Annotated in this window: 19 protein-coding genes; 4 read left to right on the top strand and 15 right to left on the bottom strand. The window is 72.8% G+C overall.

Going from position 1 to position 19,700, the window contains the following annotated elements; all coding sequences use genetic code 11:
• The first annotated feature begins 41 nt into the window (after positions 1-41).
• Both rph and rdgB read left to right on the top strand, forming a co-directional pair.
• Positions 42-779 (top strand): ribonuclease PH, encoded by a 738-nt coding sequence (rph, locus tag Q6350_RS07480; protein WP_304603538.1) that lies wholly within the window; start codon positions 42-44, stop codon positions 777-779.
• Between the two features lies 1 nt (position 780).
• Positions 781-1,443 carry an RdgB/HAM1 family non-canonical purine NTP pyrophosphatase gene (gene rdgB / locus Q6350_RS07475; protein ID WP_305065873.1) on the top strand — a complete coding sequence of 221 codons (663 nt, stop codon included), beginning with the start codon at positions 781-783 and terminating at the stop codon, positions 1,441-1,443.
• Positions 1,444-1,534: 91 nt separating this feature from the next.
• Here rdgB and Q6350_RS07470 read toward each other — a convergent pair whose 3' ends face one another.
• The 5 genes from Q6350_RS07470 to clpS all read right to left on the bottom strand — a co-directional run bounded on the left by Q6350_RS07470 (position 1,535) and on the right by clpS (position 4,606).
• On the bottom strand, positions 1,535-1,906 hold the full coding sequence (locus tag Q6350_RS07470; RefSeq protein ID WP_304603536.1) for a DUF3054 domain-containing protein: 372 nt from the start codon (positions 1,904-1,906) through the stop codon (positions 1,535-1,537).
• A gap of 26 nt (positions 1,907-1,932) precedes the next feature.
• Positions 1,933-2,739, bottom strand: a complete 807-nt coding sequence (locus Q6350_RS07465) for an MBL fold metallo-hydrolase (protein ID WP_171247519.1) — start codon at positions 2,737-2,739, stop codon at positions 1,933-1,935.
• Positions 2,736-3,539 (bottom strand): glutamate racemase, encoded by an 804-nt coding sequence (murI, locus tag Q6350_RS07460; protein ID WP_304603535.1) that lies wholly within the window; start codon positions 3,537-3,539, stop codon positions 2,736-2,738. Before murI ends, Q6350_RS07465 begins: the two co-directional genes overlap by 4 nt.
• A gap of 93 nt (positions 3,540-3,632) precedes the next feature.
• Positions 3,633-4,295, bottom strand: coding sequence for a DUF2017 family protein (locus Q6350_RS07455; protein WP_304607267.1), 663 nt, complete (start codon positions 4,293-4,295; stop codon positions 3,633-3,635).
• Positions 4,292-4,606, bottom strand: a complete 315-nt coding sequence (gene clpS / locus Q6350_RS07450; RefSeq protein WP_304607266.1) for an ATP-dependent Clp protease adapter ClpS — start codon at positions 4,604-4,606, stop codon at positions 4,292-4,294. The genes Q6350_RS07455 and clpS overlap by 4 nt, the downstream gene beginning before the upstream one ends.
• A 97-nt stretch (positions 4,607-4,703) precedes the next feature.
• Here clpS and Q6350_RS07445 point away from each other — a divergent pair, with 97 nt between their 5' ends.
• Positions 4,704-6,134, top strand: a complete 1,431-nt coding sequence (locus Q6350_RS07445) for a nicotinate phosphoribosyltransferase (RefSeq protein ID WP_305065872.1) — start codon at positions 4,704-4,706, stop codon at positions 6,132-6,134.
• 30 nt (positions 6,135-6,164) lie between these two features.
• Here Q6350_RS07445 and Q6350_RS07440 read toward each other — a convergent pair whose 3' ends face one another.
• The 9 genes from Q6350_RS07440 to Q6350_RS07400 all read right to left on the bottom strand — a co-directional run bounded on the left by Q6350_RS07440 (position 6,165) and on the right by Q6350_RS07400 (position 16,408).
• The gene (locus tag Q6350_RS07440) at positions 6,165-7,946 is read right to left on the bottom strand and encodes a DEAD/DEAH box helicase (RefSeq protein ID WP_304607412.1); all 1,782 of its coding nucleotides are present in this window, start codon (positions 7,944-7,946) and stop codon (positions 6,165-6,167) included.
• 65 nt (positions 7,947-8,011) lie between these two features.
• Positions 8,012-8,329 carry a DUF3039 domain-containing protein gene (locus tag Q6350_RS07435; RefSeq protein WP_171247513.1) on the bottom strand — a complete coding sequence of 106 codons (318 nt, stop codon included), beginning with the start codon at positions 8,327-8,329 and terminating at the stop codon, positions 8,012-8,014.
• 360 nt (positions 8,330-8,689) lie between these two features.
• Complete coding sequence (gene nagB, locus Q6350_RS07430; protein ID WP_305065871.1) at positions 8,690-9,472, bottom strand: glucosamine-6-phosphate deaminase; 783 nt, start codon at positions 9,470-9,472, stop codon at positions 8,690-8,692.
• Between the two features lie 22 nt (positions 9,473-9,494).
• On the bottom strand, positions 9,495-10,808 hold the full coding sequence (locus Q6350_RS07425) for an extracellular solute-binding protein (RefSeq protein WP_305065870.1): 1,314 nt from the start codon (positions 10,806-10,808) through the stop codon (positions 9,495-9,497).
• Between the two features lie 84 nt (positions 10,809-10,892).
• On the bottom strand, positions 10,893-11,888 hold the full coding sequence (locus Q6350_RS07420; protein WP_304603530.1) for an ROK family protein: 996 nt from the start codon (positions 11,886-11,888) through the stop codon (positions 10,893-10,895).
• A 1-nt stretch (position 11,889) separates the two neighbouring features.
• The gene (locus Q6350_RS07415; protein ID WP_171247510.1) at positions 11,890-12,795 is read right to left on the bottom strand and encodes a carbohydrate ABC transporter permease; all 906 of its coding nucleotides are present in this window, start codon (positions 12,793-12,795) and stop codon (positions 11,890-11,892) included.
• A complete protein-coding gene (locus tag Q6350_RS07410) occupies positions 12,792-13,733 on the bottom strand; it encodes a carbohydrate ABC transporter permease (RefSeq protein ID WP_304603529.1) in 942 nt (313 codons plus the stop codon). Before Q6350_RS07410 ends, Q6350_RS07415 begins: the two co-directional genes overlap by 4 nt.
• A 99-nt stretch (positions 13,734-13,832) precedes the next feature.
• Positions 13,833-15,179 (bottom strand): extracellular solute-binding protein, encoded by a 1,347-nt coding sequence (locus tag Q6350_RS07405; RefSeq protein WP_304603528.1) that lies wholly within the window; start codon positions 15,177-15,179, stop codon positions 13,833-13,835.
• A gap of 74 nt (positions 15,180-15,253) precedes the next feature.
• Positions 15,254-16,408 carry an ROK family transcriptional regulator gene (locus Q6350_RS07400; RefSeq protein WP_304603527.1) on the bottom strand — a complete coding sequence of 385 codons (1,155 nt, stop codon included), beginning with the start codon at positions 16,406-16,408 and terminating at the stop codon, positions 15,254-15,256.
• Positions 16,409-16,583: 175 nt separating this feature from the next.
• Between Q6350_RS07400 and Q6350_RS07395 the strand changes: the two genes are divergently transcribed.
• Complete coding sequence (locus Q6350_RS07395) at positions 16,584-17,552, top strand: DUF4349 domain-containing protein (RefSeq protein WP_304603526.1); 969 nt, start codon at positions 16,584-16,586, stop codon at positions 17,550-17,552.
• Positions 17,553-17,721: 169 nt separating this feature from the next.
• On the opposite strand, the gene Q6350_RS07390 is transcribed toward Q6350_RS07395, so the two are convergent.
• Positions 17,722-19,518, bottom strand: a complete 1,797-nt coding sequence (locus tag Q6350_RS07390) for a BCCT family transporter (RefSeq protein WP_304603525.1) — start codon at positions 19,516-19,518, stop codon at positions 17,722-17,724.
• Positions 19,519-19,700: the final 182 nt, after the last annotated feature.

Below are 19,700 nucleotides of genomic sequence, written 5' to 3'. Positions count from 1 at the left end.
GGCCCGACGGGTGCCCGGCCCGCCCCGTTAGGGTGAGGGCCATGACCACGCGTGCAGACGGCCGTACCCCTGACCAGCTCCGCCCGGTGACGATCACCCGCCACTGGAGCGAGAACGCCGAGGGCTCGGTGCTCATCGAGTTCGGCAAGACCCGCGTGCTGTGCACCGCGTCGCTGACCGCGGGCGTTCCCCGCTGGAAGAAGGGTTCCGGCGAGGGTTGGGTGACGGCCGAGTACGCGATGCTGCCGCGCGCGACCAACGAGCGCAGCCCGCGCGAGTCCGTCAAGGGCAAGATCGGCGGCCGCACGCACGAGATCTCCCGTCTCATCGGCCGCGCGCTGCGCGCCGTCGTCGACGTCTCGGCGCTGGGCGAGAACACGATCGTGCTGGACTGCGACGTGCTGCAGGCCGACGGCGGCACCCGCACCGCCGCGATCACCGGCGCGTACGTGGCGCTCGCCGACGCCGTGGAGTGGGGCACCCGGCACGGCGTCATCACCCCGGGCGGCAAGACGGTCCTGACCGGGTCCGTGGCCGCCGTGAGCGTCGGCATCATCGACGGCACCCCGATGCTGGACCTGCCCTACGTCGAGGACGTGCGCGCCGAGACGGACATGAACGTCGTCACCACCGGTGACGGCGCCTTCGTCGAGGTCCAGGGCACCGCGGAGGGCGTCCCCTTCCGTCGGGACGAGCTGGACGCGCTGCTCGACCTCGCGGTGGCGGGCACCACCGAGCTCACCGCCGCCCAGCAGGCGGCGCTGGCCGAGGGCGCCTGAGGTGGCCGGCGCCCCGGCGTCGGCCCGGCTGGTGCTGGCCACGCACAACCGCAAGAAGCTCGTCGAGCTGCTGGCGATCCTGCACGCCGAGCCCGGGCTGGCCGACCTGCCCGACGACGCGGTCGTCACCGCCGGGGACCTGGACGCCCCTGAGCCGGTCGAGGACGGCGTGACCTTCGCCGAGAACGCGCTGATCAAGGCGCGCGCCCTGGCGTCCGCGACGGGGCTGCCCGCCGTCGCGGACGACTCCGGGCTCAGCGTCGACGTGCTCGGCGGCGCCCCGGGGATCTTCTCGGCCCGCTGGGCGGGCCGCCACGGTGACGACGCGGCGAACCTGGAGCTGCTGCTCGGTCAGCTCGGCGACGTGCGCGACGAGCACCGCGCGGCGGCGTTCGTCTGCGCGGCCGCCCTGGTGACCCCCGACGGCCGCGAGGAGGTCGCGATGGGCGAGATGCCCGGGGTGCTGGTGCGCTCGCCGCGCGGCACGGGCGGGTTCGGGTACGACCCGATCCTCGTGCCGGTCGAGCAGCCGGCCGGCCCGGACGGGACACCGGGCAGGCGCACCTCGGCGGAGCTGAGCGCCGCCGAGAAGAACGCGATCTCCCATCGCGGCAAGGCGCTGCGCTCCCTGGCCCCGGCGATCGCCGCCGCGCTGCGCCCCTGACCCCGTCCGCCCACCACCGTTGTGGGCATGGAATCGGCAGCTCGACCCGGGGGTCGAGCTGCCGATTTCATGCCCACAACGTCCCGATTGGTCAGGACGTCTGGCGGCGGCGCTGGGCGAGAGCGGCCAGGAGCCGCCAGCCGATCATGGTTAGCGCCAGGAACACCGCGGTGACCAGGCTGAACGACCAGGCGAAGCCCCCGGTGAACAGCGGGCGCAGCAGCAGGCCGAGAGCCGCCGTCGCGAACCAGATCGCCACGCCCGTCGGCCACGGCTGCGCGGGCGCCCGCCACCCGCGGGTCGCGAGCCAGCCGACGGCCAGCCCGATCACGAACGGCGCGGCCACGGCCACCACGTGACCGGCCGACCCCGCCGAGGCGTGGCTCGCCGTGCCGACGAGGGTGAAGGCCAGCACGCACACGAGGTCGGCGATCACGGCCGGCCAGACGGGAAGCTTCTGCACGGCGTCGAGCGTACCCACCCGCCGGCTCAGAGCGTGTGGACGCCGCCGGCGACGGCGAGCTCCGTCGGGCCGTCGAACACGCCGCGGGCCTCGGCGAGCGTGTCGGCCGGGTCGGTCCACGCGGGCAGGTGCGTCAGCAGCAGTCGGCCGACAGCCGCCTCGGCGGCGACCTTCCCGGCGCGCCGGCCTGTGAGGTGGATGCCGCGCTCCACGCCGTCGTCACGTCCCTCGAGGAACGCCGCCTCGCACAGCAGCAGGTCGGCGCCCCGTGCCCCCTCGACCAACCCGGGGCACATGTCCGTGTCCCCGGAGAACACCAGGGTCGCGGACTCCCCCGCACGGTCCGACGACGGCCCGGTCACCCGCACGCCGTAGGCCTCGACCGGGTGGTTGACGCGGAAAGGCTCCAGCGTCATCGGGCCGACCCGGACCGGCGACCCGGGCTCCCAGGTGCGGAAGGCGTACTCGGTGGCCATGTCCTCGCCCGGTTCGAGCCCATACATCGCCGCGGCCCGCTCGCAGGTCGCGGACGGCCCCAGCACCGGCAGCTCGCGCGGGACCCCGGTGCGGACGACGCCGCGCTCCGGGTGGTACTTGAGGTACACGTACAGCCCGCTCAGGTCCGAGCAGTGGTCGGGGTGCAGGTGGGACAGGCCGATCGCGTCGAGGTCGGCCGGGTCCACATGACGCTGCAGCGGACCCAGCGCACCCGACCCCAGGTCGAGCACCACGTTCCAGGTCCGCTCCGCGTCGTCGGCCTGCACCAGGTAGCAGGACGCGGGCGAGTCCGGCCCCGGCAACGAGCCGGAGACACCGACGGTCACGAGTCTCATGCAGCCTCCACGAGGTCGACCTCCGGTCCGAGGAACCGGCGGGCCAGGTCCGCGAACGGTGCCGGGCTCCCGGTCGCGGCGAAGCGGTGCTCCGGCGCGGGAGCGTCCAGCGACCGCTCCAGGTCGTGCGCCACGAGCTTGCGGTACACGTCCAGGGCCGTCTCCTCCGCCGAGGACACCAAGGTCACGTCCTGTCCCATCACGTACGAGATCGGGCCCGCCAGCAGCGGGTAGTGCGTGCAGCCCAGCACCAGCGTGTCCACGCCGGCCGCCCGCACCGGGGCGAGGTACCGGGTCGCGATGTCGAAGACCTCCGGTCCCGACGTCGTGCCCTCCTCGACCAGCCGGACGAACTCCGGGCACGCCTGGCTCGTCACCTCGATCCCGGGGGTGACGGCGAAGGCGTCGTCGTAGGCCAGCGAGTCCACCGTCGCCTTGGTCCCGATGACACCGATCCGACCGGAGCGGGAGGCGACGACGGCCCGGCGCGCCGCCGGCAGGATCACCTCGACCACGGGGATGCCGCGGCGGACGGTGTACCGCTCGCGCGCGTCCCGCAACGCGACCGCCGAGGCGGAGTTGCAGGCGATGACGAGCATCTTCACGCCGTCGTCCACCAGCCGGTCCATCACGGCGAGCGCCATGGCACGCACGGCGGCCAGCGGCTTGGGCCCGTACGGGCCGTTCGCCGTGTCGCCGATGTAGTGCAGGCGTTCGTGCGGGAGCTGGTCGAGGATCGAGCGGGCGACGGTGAGACCGCCCACCCCGCTGTCGAAGATCCCGATCGGGGCGTCGTTCACGGCTGGCAGCCTAACGTCGCAACGTCCTGAGCACCGGTTTCGTGATCGGAGCCACGCGTGGCACGCACCACAGCACCGGGCCGCCGACGGCCCTCAGTCCGTGCCGCGGCGGGCCCTGAGGTCGGCGAGGAGCTCGTCCATCAGGGACTCCTGGGCGAACCCGGCCGCGACGAACACCCCGCCCCAGTAGACGCGCTGCTCGGCGTCGAACCCCGAGGCCTCGTCCGGGTCCCGGTCGTCGCCGTGCTCGTCCTCGGACATCAACCCCGACATGACCTCGTCGTGCAGCCGTTCGACGTCGCCGTCGTCGTCGAGGCCGAGCCGCTCGGCGAGCACGAGCCGCACGTCCGTCAGGGCGGCGGCGAAGTCCTGGGCGCCGTCGCGCTCGACGAGCACCTGGTCGCCGTCCCCCGGGTCGGTGACCGGTTCGACGGACGGGTCGACGGTCTCGGCGAACCCCCGCAGCCGGGCGACCTTGCCCGCGGCCAGGTCCGTCTGGGTCAGGTGGCGGAACTCGGCGGCGACCTCCTCGTCCTCCCGGTGGGCGTCCGGCAGCAGCCGCTGGACGGCCGGGTCGCGCGGGACGCGAGCGACCCCCGTGAAGGCGACCTCGGCGGACTCCGCGGCGTCCTCGGGGAGCCCCGAGTCCGCGCTGAGCAGGTCGGCGACGTCGCGGGCGACGCGCGCCAGCACCTCGCGCTCGACGGGCTCCCAGGTGGCGACGTACCCGGCAGGGGTGGACCGGAACGGCGTCATGCCCCCTCCCCTGCCGCGCCCGGCGCGTCCGACTGCTGCATGGTGGCCCACAGGCCGAACCCGTGCATCGCCTGCACGTCGACCTCCATGCGCTCCTTCGGGCCGGTCGACACGACCGCCCGGCCCTCGTGGTGCACCTGCAGCATCAGGGTGCGTGCCTTCGCCTCGGGGTACCCGAAGTAGCTCTCGAAGACGTACGAGACGTAGCTCATGAGGTTGACCGGGTCGTTCCACACGATGGTGACCCAGGGGTCGGCGAGTCCGAACACCGCCTCGGTGCTGGTGTCCTCCTGCGTCGCCGCTTCCGTCATGCCACCACCCTACGGGGACGGCCGCGCGGGGGCGGGACCGCACGCGCCGCACCCGTTCCTCCTGCCCGAAGCGGCGCGCGCGCCGTACCGTAGGGGCATGACCGACGAGCGACGGGCCGACGACGACCCGGCGACGAGCCCCCTGACCGTCCCGCCGTCCTCCTCGGACGTCCCCCTGACCGCACCCCGGCCCTCGCTCGGGCTCCTCACCGACCGGTACGAGCTGACGATGCTCGCGGCGGCGCTCGCCGACGGGACCGCCCACCGCCACTGCGTCTTCGAGGTGTTCACCCGTCACCTCCCGGCCGGCCGACGGTACGGCGTGCTGGCCGGCACGGGCCGGCTGCTCGAGGCGCTGCCCGCCTTTCGTTTCGGGGACACCGAGCTCGACTTCCTGGCCCGGCAGCGCGTGGTCGACGACCGGACCCTGGAGTTCCTGCAGGACTTCCGGTTCACCGGGACCGTCACCGGCTACGCGGAGGGCGAGACGTTCTTCCCGGGGTCGCCCGTGCTGCAGGTCGAGGGCACCTTCGCCGAGGCGGTGGTGCTGGAGACGCTGGTGCTGTCGATCCTCAACCACGACTCCGCCATCGCCTCGGCCGCGTCCCGGATGACCAGCGCCGCGGTGGACCGTCCCGTGATGGAGATGGGCTCGCGGCGCACGCACGAGGTCGCCGCGGTCGCCGCCGCCCGGGCCGCCGTCGTCGGCGGGTTCGTCGGGACGTCGAACCTCGAGGCCGGCTACCGCTACCGGCTCGAGACGATCGGTACCGCCGCCCACGCGTTCACGCTCCTGCACGACGACGAGAGCTCGGCGTTCTCCTCCCAGGTCTCGTGGCACGGGGTCGGGACGACGCTGCTGGTGGACACCTACGACGTGCGACGCGGCGTGGACCGGGCGATCGAGGCGGCCGGCACCGGGCTGGGGGCCGTCCGGCTGGACTCCGGCGACCTCGGGGCGATGGCGATCGACGTCCGGGCCCGGCTCGACGAGCTCGGGGCCACCGGCACCAAGATCGTGGTGACCTCCGACCTGGACGAGCACGCCATCGCCGGCCTGGCCGCCGCACCGGTGGACGCCTACGGCGTCGGCACCGCGCTGGTGACGGGTTCGGGCGCCCCGACCTGCGGGATGGTCTACAAGCTCGTGGCGCGCGCCGACTCGGCGGGCCGGCTGCAGGCGGTGGCGAAGGCCTCGGCGCACAAGTCGACAGCGGGCGGGCGCAAGGCGGCCGCCCGCCGGCTGGACGAGGACGAGCGGGCCGTCGAGGAGGTGCTGTTCACGGGTCCGGACGAGGACGTCGTGGCGTGGGAGCCGCCCGAGAGCGCCGCCGACGGCGGCCGACTGCGCCCCCTGCAGGTGCCGCTGGTCACGGACGGGGCGATCGACTCGCGGTGGGTCGGCGCCCACGGGGTGAGCACGGCGGCCGAGCAGCACACCAGGTCCCGCAACGAGCTGCCCCGGGGAGCCCGGCGGCTCTCGGCCGGCGACCCGGCGATCCCCACGGTCACCGAGTCGTTGTCCTGACCGGCCGCGGCGTGGCCGCGGGAGCGCGCGTCAGCGCTTGCCGACGAACCAGCCGCGCACGGTCTCGACCCGGGCGTCGAGCTGGTCGGCGGTGGCCAGCGGCACCTCGGGACCGCCGCAGCGCCGACGCAGCTCGTTGTGCACCTTGCCGTGCGGGGTCCCGCTCTTGCGCGCCCAGGCGGAGACCAGCTTCGACAGCTCCTTGCGCAGCGCCGCCGCCCGGCGGTGCTCCTGCTCGGACTGCTCCAGGACGGCCTCGCCGGTGGTGGCGCCGTCGCGGCCGCGGGTCTGCGCCGCCTGACGCTGGCGCAGCAGCGTGGAGACCTGGTCGGCGTCCAGCAGCCCCGGGATCCCCAGGAAGTCCTGCTCGGCGTCCGAGCCGATGTCGCCGCCGGTGCCGAACTCGCCGCCGTCGAACAGCACACGGTCGAAGGAGGCCTGCGCGTCCAGCGCCTCGAAGGAACCCGTCAGCTCCCCGGACGCCTTCTCCTCCTTGTTGGCCGCGGCCAGCAGGGCGGCCTCCGGGTCGTACTCGATCCCCTGCTCCTCGGCCGTCTGCGGGCGGTCGAGGGCGTGGTCGCGCTCCGCCTCCAGCTCGTTGGCGAGGCCGAGCAGCAGCGGCACGCTCGGCAGGAACACCGACGCGGTCTCGCCGCGTTTGCGGGCTCGGACGAACCGGCCCACCGCCTGGGCGAAGAACAGCGGCGTCGAGGTGCTCGTGGCGTAGACGCCCACGGCCAGCCGGGGCACGTCGACGCCCTCGGAGACCATGCGCACCGCCACCATCCAGCGGTCCGTCCCGGCAGAGAACTCGTCGATGCGCGCCGAGGCGCCGTCGTCGTCGCTGAGCACGACCGTCGGCGAGGTCCCGGTGATGCGGGCCAGGTGCCCGGCGTACGCGCGGGCGTCGGCCTGGTCCGTGGCGATGACGAGGCCGCCGGCGTCCGGGACGGAGCGGCGCATCTCGGTCAGCCGCCGGTCGGCCGCCGCCAGCACCGAGGGGATCCACTCGCCGCGCGGGTCCAGGGCCGTGCGCCACGCCTGGGAGTGCATGTCCTTGGTCATGTCCTCGCCGAGGCGTGCGCTGACCTCGTCCCCGGCGCGGGTCCGCCAGCGCATCTCGCCGGAGTAGGTCATGAACAGCACCGGGCGCACGACGTGGTCGCGCAGCGCGTCGCCGTAGCCGTAGGTGTAGTCGGCCCTCGAGCGCCGGATGCCCTCGGCGTCGGCCTCGTAGGTGACGAACGGGATCGAGGCGGTGTCCGACCGGAACGGGGTGCCGGTGAGCGCGAGACGTCGCGTGGCGTCCTCGAACGCGTCCCGGATGGCGTCGCCCCAGCTCAGGGCGTCACCCCCGTGGTGCACCTCGTCGAGGATGACGAGGGTGCGGGCGGCCTCGGTGCGCGCCCGGTGCAGAGCGGGCTTGGCGGCCACCTGGGCGTAGGTCAGCGCGACGCCGTCGTAGTGCGACCCGTGCTTTCCCTGGGCGTTCTTGAACGACGGGTCGATCCGGATGCCCACCCGCGCGGCGGCGTCCGCCCACTGGTGCTTGAGGTGCTCCGTCGGCGCGACGACCGTCACCCGCCGGACCACGCCGGCGTCGAGCAGCTCGGTGGCCACCCGCAGGGCGAACGTGGTCTTGCCTGCGCCCGGCGTGGCGACGGCCAGGAAGTCACGGGCCGAGCGCTGGTGGTAGAGCTCCAGGGCCTCGGCCTGCCACGCCCGCAGGTTCGACGCCGTCCCCCACGGGGCACGACGCGGGTACGCGGGGCTGAGGTGGGAGGCGGCCGAGACCGAGGGCGACTGCGGCAGCGGTTTGGCCGGCTCGGCGGCGGCGGCGAAGAGGTCGACGGACTCCGACTCGGGAACCGGCAAGCTCACGACTCGGAGTCGGAGTTGCCGTCGTCGCCGTCCTGCGGGTCACGCAGGCCGTCGTAGATCTCCTTGCAGATCGGGCACACCGGGAACTTCGCGGGGTCGCGGCCCGGCACCCAGACCTTGCCGCAGAGCGCGATCACGGGCTTGCCGGACATCGCCGACTGCATGATCTTCTCCTTGCGCACGTAGTGCGCAAACCGCTCGTGGTCACCCGGCTCCGCCGACTGCTCCCGCGTGTCGGGGCGCTCGAGCACGCTCGTCCCCGACCCGGTGTCCTGCGAGGGGTCGGCCGGCGGGGTGGAGAGGGGCTCGCTCATGCGCCCCATCCTACGTGCCGGACATCGTGGGTCGAGGCGAACCGGCACCTCCACCGAGGCGTCCCGGACGGGTCACGAGTCAGGTCCGCACGCGCCGGGTCAGGGCACGTTCCGCCGAGTCAGGGCGCTGCCGTGCGAGTCAGGACGGTCCTCCGCGAGTCAGGGCGGGCCCGGGACGAGGAGGTGCGCCCGCCGACGGTTCGGCCCGGGCGCACCAGGACGCAGCGCGCGGAACGTCACACCGTGACGTGCTCCGCGCTGCCGTCCCCTGACCCGCGGCAAAGAATCCTGACTCGCGACCAGGCATCCTGACTCGCGACCGAGCATCCTGACCCGCGACCAGGCATCCTGGCCCGCGGGTCAGAGGCCCTGCCAGGCCGGCTTGGAGTCGTACGTCTGCCGGTAGTAGCTCGCGAGCTGGAGCCGCGAGGCCGCGGCCTCGTCGACGAGGACCGTGGCGTGCGGGTGGAACTGCATCACCGTCGCCGGCCACAGCGCCGAGACCGGCCCCTCGACCAGCTGGTGCACGGCCTCGGCCTTGTGCCGGCCCGTGGCCAGCAGCACCAGGTGCCGGGCCTCCATGATCGTGCCCAGCCCCTGGGTCAGGCAGTGGGTGGGCACCTGCTCGACGTCCCCGTCGAAGAACCGCGCGTTGTCCACCCGCGTCTGGGTCGTCAGCGTCTTGATCCGCGTGCGCGAGGCCAGCGACGACCCCGGCTCGTTGAAGGCGATGTGCCCGTCCGTCCCGATCCCGAGCAGCTGCAGGTCCACTCCCCCGGCGTCCGCGATCGCCCGCTCGTACGCCGCGCACGCGGCCGAGAGATCCGACGCGAGCCCGTCCGGTCCCTGCACCTGGTCCGCCGGCCAGTCCACCCGCTCGGCGATGTCGGCGGCGATGACGTTGCGGTACCGCTCCGGATGGTCGGCGGCCAGCCCCACGTACTCGTCGAGCATGAAGCCGCGGGCCTGGGCGAACGACAGCCCGCCCTCGGCGTGGCGTCGCGCCAGCTCGTCGTACACCTGCGAGGGGCTGGACCCCGTGGCCAGACCGAGCACCGCCTGCGGCCTGCGCCGCAGCAACGCCTCGATCGCCTCGGCGGCCAGCACCGCCAGCTCCTGGGCGGGAGCGATCACGACCTCCATCGAGGTCTCCTTCCTTCGTCGGTCATGCGCCGTCGTCGGCCGTGCCGTCGAGCAGCGGGGTGATGAGCGCGTCGTACTCCCGGGCGACCGCGGCGACGTCGCCGCCGCGCGCGATCTCCTCGAACAGGTCCTCGTAGAGACCTCGGGACTCGATCTCCGCCCAGCCGGGCGCGGCCGGGGTGAGCCGTGAGGCCTCCGCCGTCGCCACCAGTGTGCGACCGAAGACGTCGTCGGTCATCAGGTCGGTGAACCGGGTGTCGGCGGGACCCAGCCCGGACTCGGCGAGCATCGTCTGGTACGCGTCCGAGTAGACGACGCGCAGCAGGTCCTCGGAGAGCGCGGCGTTGCGGGTCAGCGACGAGATCGCCAGGTTCGAGCCGCCGGCGAACACCGGCGCGACCCCGCCGTCGACGCCCGGGAGCGCGAACACCCCCCACGTGTCCTCGTCGGCCATGCCGTCGCGGACCTCGACGCCCTGGTCGTCCCGGACCAGGTCCCCCATCTCCCAGCGGGCCCACGAGGGGGCCATCATCGCGGCCGCCGCCGGGACGCCGGACTCGACGCCGTCGTTGAGGTACTCCCAGTAGCCGGTGTCGACCTCGGTCGTGGGCAGGAACGAGGCGTGCCGGTAGACGTCCTGCCAGGCCTCGAGCCCGGCCACCGTGTCCGGGTCGGACAGCGTCGAGACCCACGAGCCGTCCCGTTCGACGGCCAGGTCGCCGCCGTGGGCGAACACCCAGGAGATCCCGTTGCGCCAGTCCCGGCCGCCCAGGGCGAACCCGGCACGACTGCCCGTGGTGAGCGTCGTGACGGCGTCGCCGAACTCGCCCAGCGTCTCGGGCACCTCGACCCCGGCGCGGCGCCACACGTCCTTGCGGTAGAAGACGTGGCGGGAGCCGAAGTAGTAGGGCAGGGCGTACACGGTGCCCGCGACCGACCCCGCCTCGACGAAGGACGGCAGCAGGTCGTCCCCGCCGAGCTCGGCGTACAGCGCGGGCGAGATCTCACGGAACGCACCCGCATGGGTGAACGTCGGAGCCTGCGTGTTGCCGAGCTCGACGACGTCGGGGGTCGCGGCGGGATCGCCCAGGGCCCGGTGGAGGTCGTCGACGAGGGTGGGCCACTGCTTCTCCTCGATGGTCAGCGTCGCGCCGGGATGGCGCCGCTCGAAGGTCGTCACGAGGTGGTCGCGCAGCTCGTCACCGGTGTCGGCGCCGACGAGCCACAGGACGATGTCGTCCGAGACCTCCGGCTCGACCTCGCCCGCCCCGCACCCGGCGGACAGCGCGGCGAGCACGACGGCGGCCGTCGCGGCCAGGGCCCGGCGGAGTCGCACGGTCGATGGTTCCTCTCGGTCGTGCCCGCGTCGGCGGCGTGCCGGACGGGCGGGGTGTCGGCGCAGGGCCGGTCGGGACGCGCCTCAGCGCAGGTCGGGCACCCGGGCAGCGTGCCCGCGCCCGACGACGGCGGCGCCGACCGCTCCCACCGGGACCCGGCCGGGGGCCAGGCGGACGCGGCCGGGAAGGTCGAGGCTGCGCAGGAACCCGGAGGCCGCGGACTCGTCCTCGAGGGCCCCCTGCACGGCCTCGAGCAGCGGCCGGCCGAGCTGGGAGACCCCGCCGCCGAGGACGACGTAGCGCACGTCGACGCTGAGCACGAGCAGGCGGACGGCGGCCGCGACGGCGCTCGCGTACCGGTCGCGCACGGCGACGGCCCGCGGGTCCCCGGCCTCGGCCGCCTCGAACAGCTCGACCGGGGCGGGCCGGCCCGACGTCGTCGGCCAGACGGCGCTGATCGCCGAGCCCGAGGCGTAGAGCTCGAGGCAGCCGCGCTGGCCGCACGCGCACGGCGGACCGGCGGGGTCCACGGGGACGTGACCGATCTCGCCGGCCGCCCCGTGGCTGCCGCGACGGAGCCTGCCGTCCAGCACGACCCCGGCGGCCAGACCGGTGCCGAGGGCCAGGAACGCCAGGTCGACAGGTCCGGAGGTGGGGTCGGCGACCTCGAGGAGGTGGGCGGCCCCGACGGCGGCGACGTTCAGGTCGTTCTCGACGCCGACGCCGATCCCGCCGAGCCGCGCGGAGAGCAGCGTCGCGAGCTCGAAGGCCTCCCCGTCCAGGCCGAGGTTGACCGCGTGGCGCACGCTGCCGTCGACGGCGTCCACCAGACCGGGGATGCCGACGCCCACCCCGGTGACGTCCTCGACCGGGACGTCCGCCGCGCGGGTGACACCCTCGACGGCGCGCACGGCGCCGTCGAGGACGCCGCGGGGCCCGGGGGCCGTCGGGAGGCGCGTCTGCGCCGCGACGGTGCCGTCGGGGGCGAGCAGGACGGCGAGCGTCTTGGTGCCGCCGATGTCCAGGCCCACGCTGGGTCCGGGCGACGCCGGAGGCGTCGCCGTGCCGTTCTCGTCCACGTCAGCCCTTCACCGCCCCGGAGACCAGACCCGAGGTCATCCGCCCCTGCACGAACAGGAAGAAGACGATCACCGGCACGGCGATGAGCGTGGAGGCCGCCATGACCTCCGCCCAGTTGATGCCCCGGTTGGCCGACGCCGACAGGAAGCTGCGCAGCCAGATCGGCAGCGTCTGCGCCGACTCGGCGGGCAGGATCACCAGCGCGGTCGTGAACTCGTTCCACGCCTGCAGGAACGCGTACACCCCGGAGGCGACGAGACCGGGGGCCAGCAGCGGGAACGTGATCCGCAGGAAGGCCCGCGGCCGCGAGAGCCCGTCGACCATCGCGGCCTCCTCCAGCTCGATCGGGACGCCCGCGACGAACCCGCGCAGCATCCAGACGGTGAAGGGCACGAGCATGGCCACGTACAGCACCGAGATGCCGATGACCTGGTTGAGCAGACCGAGGCTGGACATCATCTGGTACTGGGCGATGAACAGACCCTCGGCCGGCAGCATCTGGATGAACAGCACCGCGAGGATGAAGCTCGTCCGGCCCCGGAACCGCCACCGGCTGATCGCCAGGGCCGCGAGGAACGCGAAGGCCAGCACCAGCGTGATCGTCAGGAACGTCACCATGACGCTCATGCCCAGGGCGTTGAGGAACCCGGAGTCGGTGAGCACCGATCGGAGGTTGGTCAGCGTGAAGCTGACGGGCAGGAGCTGCGGGGTGTCGGCACCGAGGATCGCGTCCGGGGTGACCGCCGAGTTCATCATCCAGTAGACCGGGAAGACCCACACGAGGGCCATCAGCAGGCCGAGGGCGCTCAGCAGGATCTTGCCCGGCCGGATCCGACGACGGCGCACGGGACGTCGCTCCCCGGTGCGTGCCGCGGGGGCTGCGGTGTCCGCAAGGACGGCGCTCATGCCGCGTCCTCCTTCATGAGATAGCGCACGTACGGCCCCGACAGGACCATCGTGAGCACCAGGACGAAGAGCGAGACGGCGGCGGCGCCGGCGAAGTCCTGGCTGCCCACCCCGAGCTCGTAGATGTAGTTGCCGAGCAGGTTCGTCTCGGAGATCGGGGCGCCGGCGTCCTGCAGGAGCCGGATCTGGGCGAAGACCCGCAGGTCCCAGATGATCTGCAGCAGCAGCACGATCGCGATGACCGGCCGCACGAGCGGCATGATGATCCGCCACAGGATCTGCCGCGAGCCCGCACCGTCGATGCGCGCGGCCTCGAGCACCTCCTCGGAGACCTGGGTGAGCCCGGCGTAGATGGACAGGGCCACGAACGGCACCGACATCCAGATGACGACGAGCGATGCCACCAGGAAGAACGTCCAGACGTTGCCGAGCCAGTTGTACCCGTCGAGGTTCTCCCGGCCGAGCTGGACGAACATCCAGTTCACGACGCCGTTGCGGTCGTCGAAGAGCCAGCGGAACACGGTCACGGCGGCGACCAGCGGGGTGGCCCAGGCCAGCAGCAGGGTGATCTGCATCGACATGCGCACCCAGCCGGGCACCGCCCGCATCAGCACCGCGAGGCCGAGGCCGAGACCGACGGTCACCAGGGCGTTGACGAGGCAGAACGCGATGGACTTCGCCACCACGGACCAGACCTCGGGGTCGGTGAAGATCCGGGTGTAGTTGTCCAGGCCGATGAACTCCGGCGGGGCACCGAACTGCTGCATGAGCCCGAACTCCTGCAGCGAGGTGATGATCTGCCAGTAGACGGGGTAGCCGAGGCCGACCAGGAGGGCGGCGACCGCGGGGATCAGCAGGAGATAGGGGGTGGCCGGCTTGCGCCGACGGCGGATCGCGATGCCGTCCGATCCGGCGGTCCTGCCAGTGGTCAGGGTCATGCGGTCCTCCTTCCCGGTCATGGGACGAGCGGGGTGGCGGCCTGGTCGTGCGGCGCCACCCCGCCCGTCAGGGTGTTGCGTGCGGTGACGAGCCGGTCGTCAGCCCGCCTGGCCGTTGAGCATCGGCGTGATCGTCTCGTCGTACTCGGCGGCGAGCTCGGCCACGTCACCGCCCTCGGCGATCTTCTGGAAGAGCTCCTCGTAGACCGAGGCACCCTCGACGGCGGCCCAGCCCGGGGCGGCCGGCGTCAGCTTCGAGTTCTCAGCGGTCTCGACGGTGACCTCACCGAACTTGTCGGTCTCCATCACCGAGGTGAACTCCGTGTTGGCCGGCCCCAGGCCGTTCTCGGCGAGCATCGTCTGGTACTCGTCCGAGTAGATGACCCGCAGGAGGTTCTCGGCCAGCTCGGGGTGCTGCGACTGGGCCGAGACCGCCATGTTCGAGCCACCGGCGAAGACGGGGGCCACGCCGCCGTCGACACCCGGCAGGGCGAAGATGTCGAACGTCGAGGCGTCGGCCATGCCGTCGCGGACCTCCTCGCCCTCGTCGTTCTCGGTGAGGTCACCGATCGACCAGCGGGCCCAGCCCGGCGCCATGATCGTCGCCGCGTCCGGGGCGCCGCCCTCGGCGGTGTCGTTGAGGAAGTCCCAGTAGGCCACGTCGCGGTCGGTGGCCGGCAGGTTCGAGGCGCCCTGGTAGACGTCCTGCCACTGCTCGAGACCGGCGATCGTGTTCTCGTCGGAGAGGGTGGAGACCCACTCGTCGCCCTCCTTGACGGCGAGCTCGCCGTCGTGGGCGAAGATCCACGAGATGCCGTTGCGCCAGTCCTGGCCCCCGAGGGCGAAGCCGGACATGTCGTCGGTGCGCAGCTCCTTGACGGCCGCGCCGAACTCGTCGAGCGTCGTCGGGACCTCGAGGCCGGCGTCCGACCAGATGTCCGCGCGGTAGAACATGTAGCGCGAGCCGAAGTAGTAGGGCAACGCGTAGACGGTGCCGTCGACCGAGCCCGCCTCGACGAAGGACGGCAGCAGGTTGTCCCCGCCCAGCTCCTCGTAGAGTTCCGGCGAGATCTCGCGGAACGCGCCGGCGTTGGTGAAGGTCGGGGCCTGCGTGTTGCCGAGCTCGACGACGTCCGGGGTGTTCTCGGCGTCGGGCAGCGCGGTCGTGAGCTTGGTGACCAGGTCGCCCCAGTCCTGCTCCTCGATGGTCAGCGTCGAGCCCTCGTTCTCGGCCTCGAAGGTCTCGACGAGGTACTCGCGCAGCTCGTCGGGGGTGTCGCCACCGGCCACCCACATCGTGAGGTCGGCGGCCTCCGGTTCGCCGGCAGCCTCGGTCTCCGTGCCCTCCGAGCCGGTGTCGGTGGTGTCGCTGCTGCAGGCCGTCAGCGCCAGGGTCAGGGTGATCGTCGAGGCCGCGGCGGCGGCGACGAGTCGGGTTCTCTTCACGGGATGGTTCCTTCCACGGTGTTGCGGGGACGGCTCTGTTCGCGCCGCCGATGGATGAGGTTCGGAGGGACGGGTCACGAGACGCCGAGCTGGGCGCCCAGGACGAGGACGGCCGCCCCGGCCAGGACGACGTCGTCGTCCAGGGCGGCCATGCGCAGGTCCAGGCCGGCCGAGGTGGCCGGCATGGTCCGCGCGGTGATGGTCTCGAGCGCCGCGGTCCGGAGCGGTTCCGCGAGCAGCTCGGGCGGGCCGGCGAGGATGACCTCGCCGAGGTTCAACGCACCGACGACCGGCGCGAGGGTCTTGCCGAGCGTGCGGCCGACGTCGGCCAGCACGGCCTCGGCCTGGTGCGCGTCGAGCCCCTCGGTCGCGCGCCGGAGCGCCGGGGCGGACAGGACCGTCTCGAGGCAGCCGCGCCGCCCGCAGGCGCACGGCTGACCACCCTCCTCGACGACGGTGACGTGCCCGAGCTCTCCGGCGGCGTCACCGGCACCGTGCACGCGGGCACCGTCGACCATGACGCCGGCGCCGACACCCTTGCCGACGGTCAGCACGATCATCGAGTCGCCGCCCCCGCCGTAGGTGTACTCGGCGAGCGCCGCGGAGTTGGCGTCGTTGGCCACGTGCACCGGGAGGCCGAGCCGGTCGGTGAGCAGCGCGGCCAGGGGCAGGTCGCTCCACTCGACGTTCGGCGCCTCGACGACGCGCCCGGTGTCGTCGACGACGCCCGGCGAACCGACACCGATGCCGATGACGGGGCGGGTCGCCGACGCGACGAGGCGCCGGGCGAACCGGGCCAGCAGGTCGACCAGGTCCTGTCCCCGCCGGCCGTCGACCGGCAGGACCTGGCGGTCGACGGCCTCGCCGGTGAGGGTGAGGACGGCGCCGCGCAGGACGGTGTCGTCGGAGAGGTCGAGCCCGACGATCTGGTACGCGTCGGTCCGCATCCCCACGAGGATCGCCGGCTTGCCGACGCGGCGTCCGGGCTGCGTCCCGAGCTCCTCGACCAGGCCCTCGGCCAGCAGGACGCCGACGAGGTCGGAGACCGTGACCCGGGTCAGGCCCGTGGACCGGGAGAGGCCGGCCCGCGAGGTCGGCCCCTCGTGGAACAGGTGCTGGAGCACCAGCGACCGGTTGTGCGCCCGAGCGTGCTCGGGGAGCACCTTGGAGGTCGCTCGCAGACCGCCGCCCAGGCCCCGTCGGCTGGTGCGCGTCGTTGTCGTGGTCATGTTTGTTAGTAGAGCGTCCTTACAGATCGCCTGTCTATCGTACGGAGCCCTTCGTTATTTGATCGTTACCTGCCCTGGACTCGTCCCGGGCCGGATGTCACGGTCCTGGCACGGTCGCATCACGATCGGTGCGAAGGACCGGATCCTCGCTGGTCAGGGGCCTAGAGTCGGGGTCATGCCGACCCGCGCACTCGGTCGCCGAGCCACCGCCCTCACCGTCGTTGCGATCCTCACGTTCGGGCTCGCCGCCTGCACGGGCTCCGACGAGAACGTCTCCGTCGGCGTGGACACCGCCACCGACGACGTGGCGAGCACGTCCGCCGCCGACGCCGCGGCGGTCGCCGAGGAGTCCGTCGTCACCGAGGCGGACCGCACCGCCGCCGTCGACCGCGAGGTGGTGGTCACCGGGTGGATCGAGATGACCTCCCCCGACCCCTCCCGCACGACGGCCGAGCTGACCCGGATGGTCGAGGGGGCCGGCGGACGCGTCGACCAGCTCACCGAGTCGCCCGACCTCGACGGCGAGCCGGGCCCCGCGTCGATGACCGTGCGGATCCCGGCGGCACGGACGACCAGCGCCGTCGAGGCGCTCTCGGAGCTCGCGACCGTCCAGCACGTGGAGGTCACGAAGGACGACGTCACGAGGCAGGGACAGAACCTGGACGCGCGGATCTCGGCTCTGACGACCTCCACGAAGCGCCTGGACGAGCTGCTGTCCCAGGCGACCTCGACCGAGGACCTGCTCGAGGTCGAGCGTGAGCTCGCGGCCCGCCAGGCGGAGCTGGACTCCCTGGTCGCCCAGCGCGAGGCGCTCAGCGACCAGGTCGCGATGTCGACGCTGCACATCCAGATCACCCCCCGGACGGCTCCGGTGACGGCGCCGGCGAGCGGGTTCGTCGACGGGCTGGAGACCGGGTGGAGCGCGCTCGTGGCCGCCGCGAAGACCGTCGTGCTCGTCCTCGGCGTGCTGCTGCCGTGGCTGCTGCCGATCGGTGCCGTCGGCCTGATCGTGTGGTTCCTGCGTCGGCGGCGGTCCTCCGCTCCCCCGTCCGGGCCGGGCCGGGGCGAGGACGACCCCCGGGGTCCGGGGTCGCCCGCCCCGAGCACGGGCGCGTCGGACCGCGAACCCGAGCTGGTCGGCTGACCGCAGCCGGCCACCGGGCCGGCGGACCCGGGTGCGCCGGCAGGACGACGCCCGCCCCTCGAGCAGGTCGCGCGCAGGTCTGGTGCACGGCCGAGGGGGCCCGGGACGTCATGCCCCGGGCCCCCTCGGCCCTGCGACCTCGGCCGCGCCGCCGTGCGGCGGCGACCGGTCAGTCGGTCCTGGTCCCGGTGTCCGGCTCCCCGGGCCCCGTCTCGGGCGGCTCCTCACTGCCGGTTGCGGAGCGCTCGGTCGCCGCAGCGCTCCCGGTCGTCGCCCCGGACGACACCGCGGCCCCCTGCAGCGCGGCCGCACGTGCCGACGCCCCGCGTTGCCCCGCGCCGGCGCGCCCCATGAAGCGCCATCGGGCCATCAATCCGGCGAACTGGGCCTCGACGGCGGTATGGCGTTCGGTCCGCAGCGACTTGTAGAGGCTGAAGACCATCAGGAAGTTCAGGATGAAGATCGGGAGCCCGATCACCGTGATCACCTGTTGGAGCGCGGCGAGACCGTCCCGGCCGGTCACCCCGCCGAGGATGATCAGCGACGCGGCCAGCATGCCCTCGCTGACTCCCCAGAACACGCGCTGCCGGGTGGGGCCCGAGTCGGCGGTGCCCACGCAGAGCATGTCGACCACCAGGGACGCGGAGTCCGACGACGTGGCGAAGAACAGGGCGACGACGATGACGGCGATCCCCGAGACCAGGGTGGCCGCCGGGTAGTTCTCGAAGAAGGTGAACATCGCCAGCGCCACGTTGTCGGCCACGGCCTCCGAGATCGCGCCTCCGCTGCCGCCGATGCCGTCGAGCTCCATCGCCGACCAGCCGAAGATGACGAACCACACCATGGTGAACACGGACGGGGCGATGAGCACGCCGCCGACGAACTGCCGGATGGTGCGGCCCTTGGAGATGCGGGCCAGGAACACGCCCATGAACGGCGCCCAGGTCACGGTCCACGTCCAGTAGAAGACCGTCCAGCCACCCTGCCAGCCCCAGCCTCCCTCGCTGGTGAACTGCGACATCGCGTCGTTCCAGAAGGCCAGCCCGATGAGGTCCTGGGCGTAGACGCCCACGCTCTCGGGGATCTGGCGCAGCAGGAACAGGGTGTCCCCGGCGATGAGGACGAAGATCATCAGGCCGACGGCCATGAGGATGTTGATGTTCGACAGGCGCTTCACGCCCTTGTCCAGCCCGGCCACGATGGAGCTCACGGCCGTGATGGTCAGCACGGTGATGACGACGACCTGCAGCAGCGTGCCGTTCTCGATGCTGGGGAAGAGCGCGTTGACCCCCGCCCCCACCTGGGAGGTACCGAGACCGAGGGAGACCGCGAGGCCGAACAGGGTGCCGAGCACCGCGAAGATGTCGATCGTCTTGCCGATCGGTCCGTGGATGCGCTCCTTGAGGAAGGGGTAGAAGACGGAGCTGACGCGCAGCGGCAGCTTGTACCGGTAGACGAAGTAGCCGAAGGCCAGGCCCGGCAACGTGAAGATCGCCCAGGTGTGCAGGCTGAGGTGGTACAGCGAGATCGACATCGCGTCGCTCGCCGCCTCGGCGGAGTACGGGGCCACGTCGTCGAACGGCGGCGTCGAGAAGTGCGAGATCGGTTCCGCCACGCCCCAGAACATCAGCACCGTGCCGATGCCGCCGGCGAAGAGCATCGCGAACCACGACAGGTTCGAGTACTCGGGCCGTGATTCGTTGTCACCCAGGCGCAGGTGACCGTACTTGCTCAGGGCCACGTAGGCGAGGAACACCAGCCAGAACGTCACGCCGATGATGAAGAACCAGCCCAGGTTGGTGACGATCCACTCCCGGCCGGCTCCGAACGCGTCACCGATCTGCGTGGGGAAGACCAGCAGCAGGAGCAGGAACAGCACCATCAGGCCGGCGGAGGTGAAGAAGATCGTGGGGTTCGTCTCCAGGCCCAGCCGCCGGGCGAGCCTGTCGAGTCGTGCTTCGGCCATGGCCGACCTCTTTTCGCACTCGGGCGGGTGGTCCCCGTCACGCCGGGATTCGTCCACCTTGGCGAAGGCGGACCACGCTGTCCACCGCTAGCGCGAATTCGTCGGACTCGTCGGGCCGGCCGTCTTCCCTGACCGACCGTGATCCCCGGGCACGACGAAGGCCCGCCTGACGTGGTGTCAGG

Source organism: Isoptericola sp. b515 (genome assembly GCF_030588125.1).
GTDB classification, from domain to species: domain Bacteria; phylum Actinomycetota; class Actinomycetes; order Actinomycetales; family Cellulomonadaceae; genus Isoptericola; species Isoptericola sediminis.
Note: the sequence above shows the minus strand (reverse complement) of the source record. Positions and strands in the feature narration are given on the sequence as shown.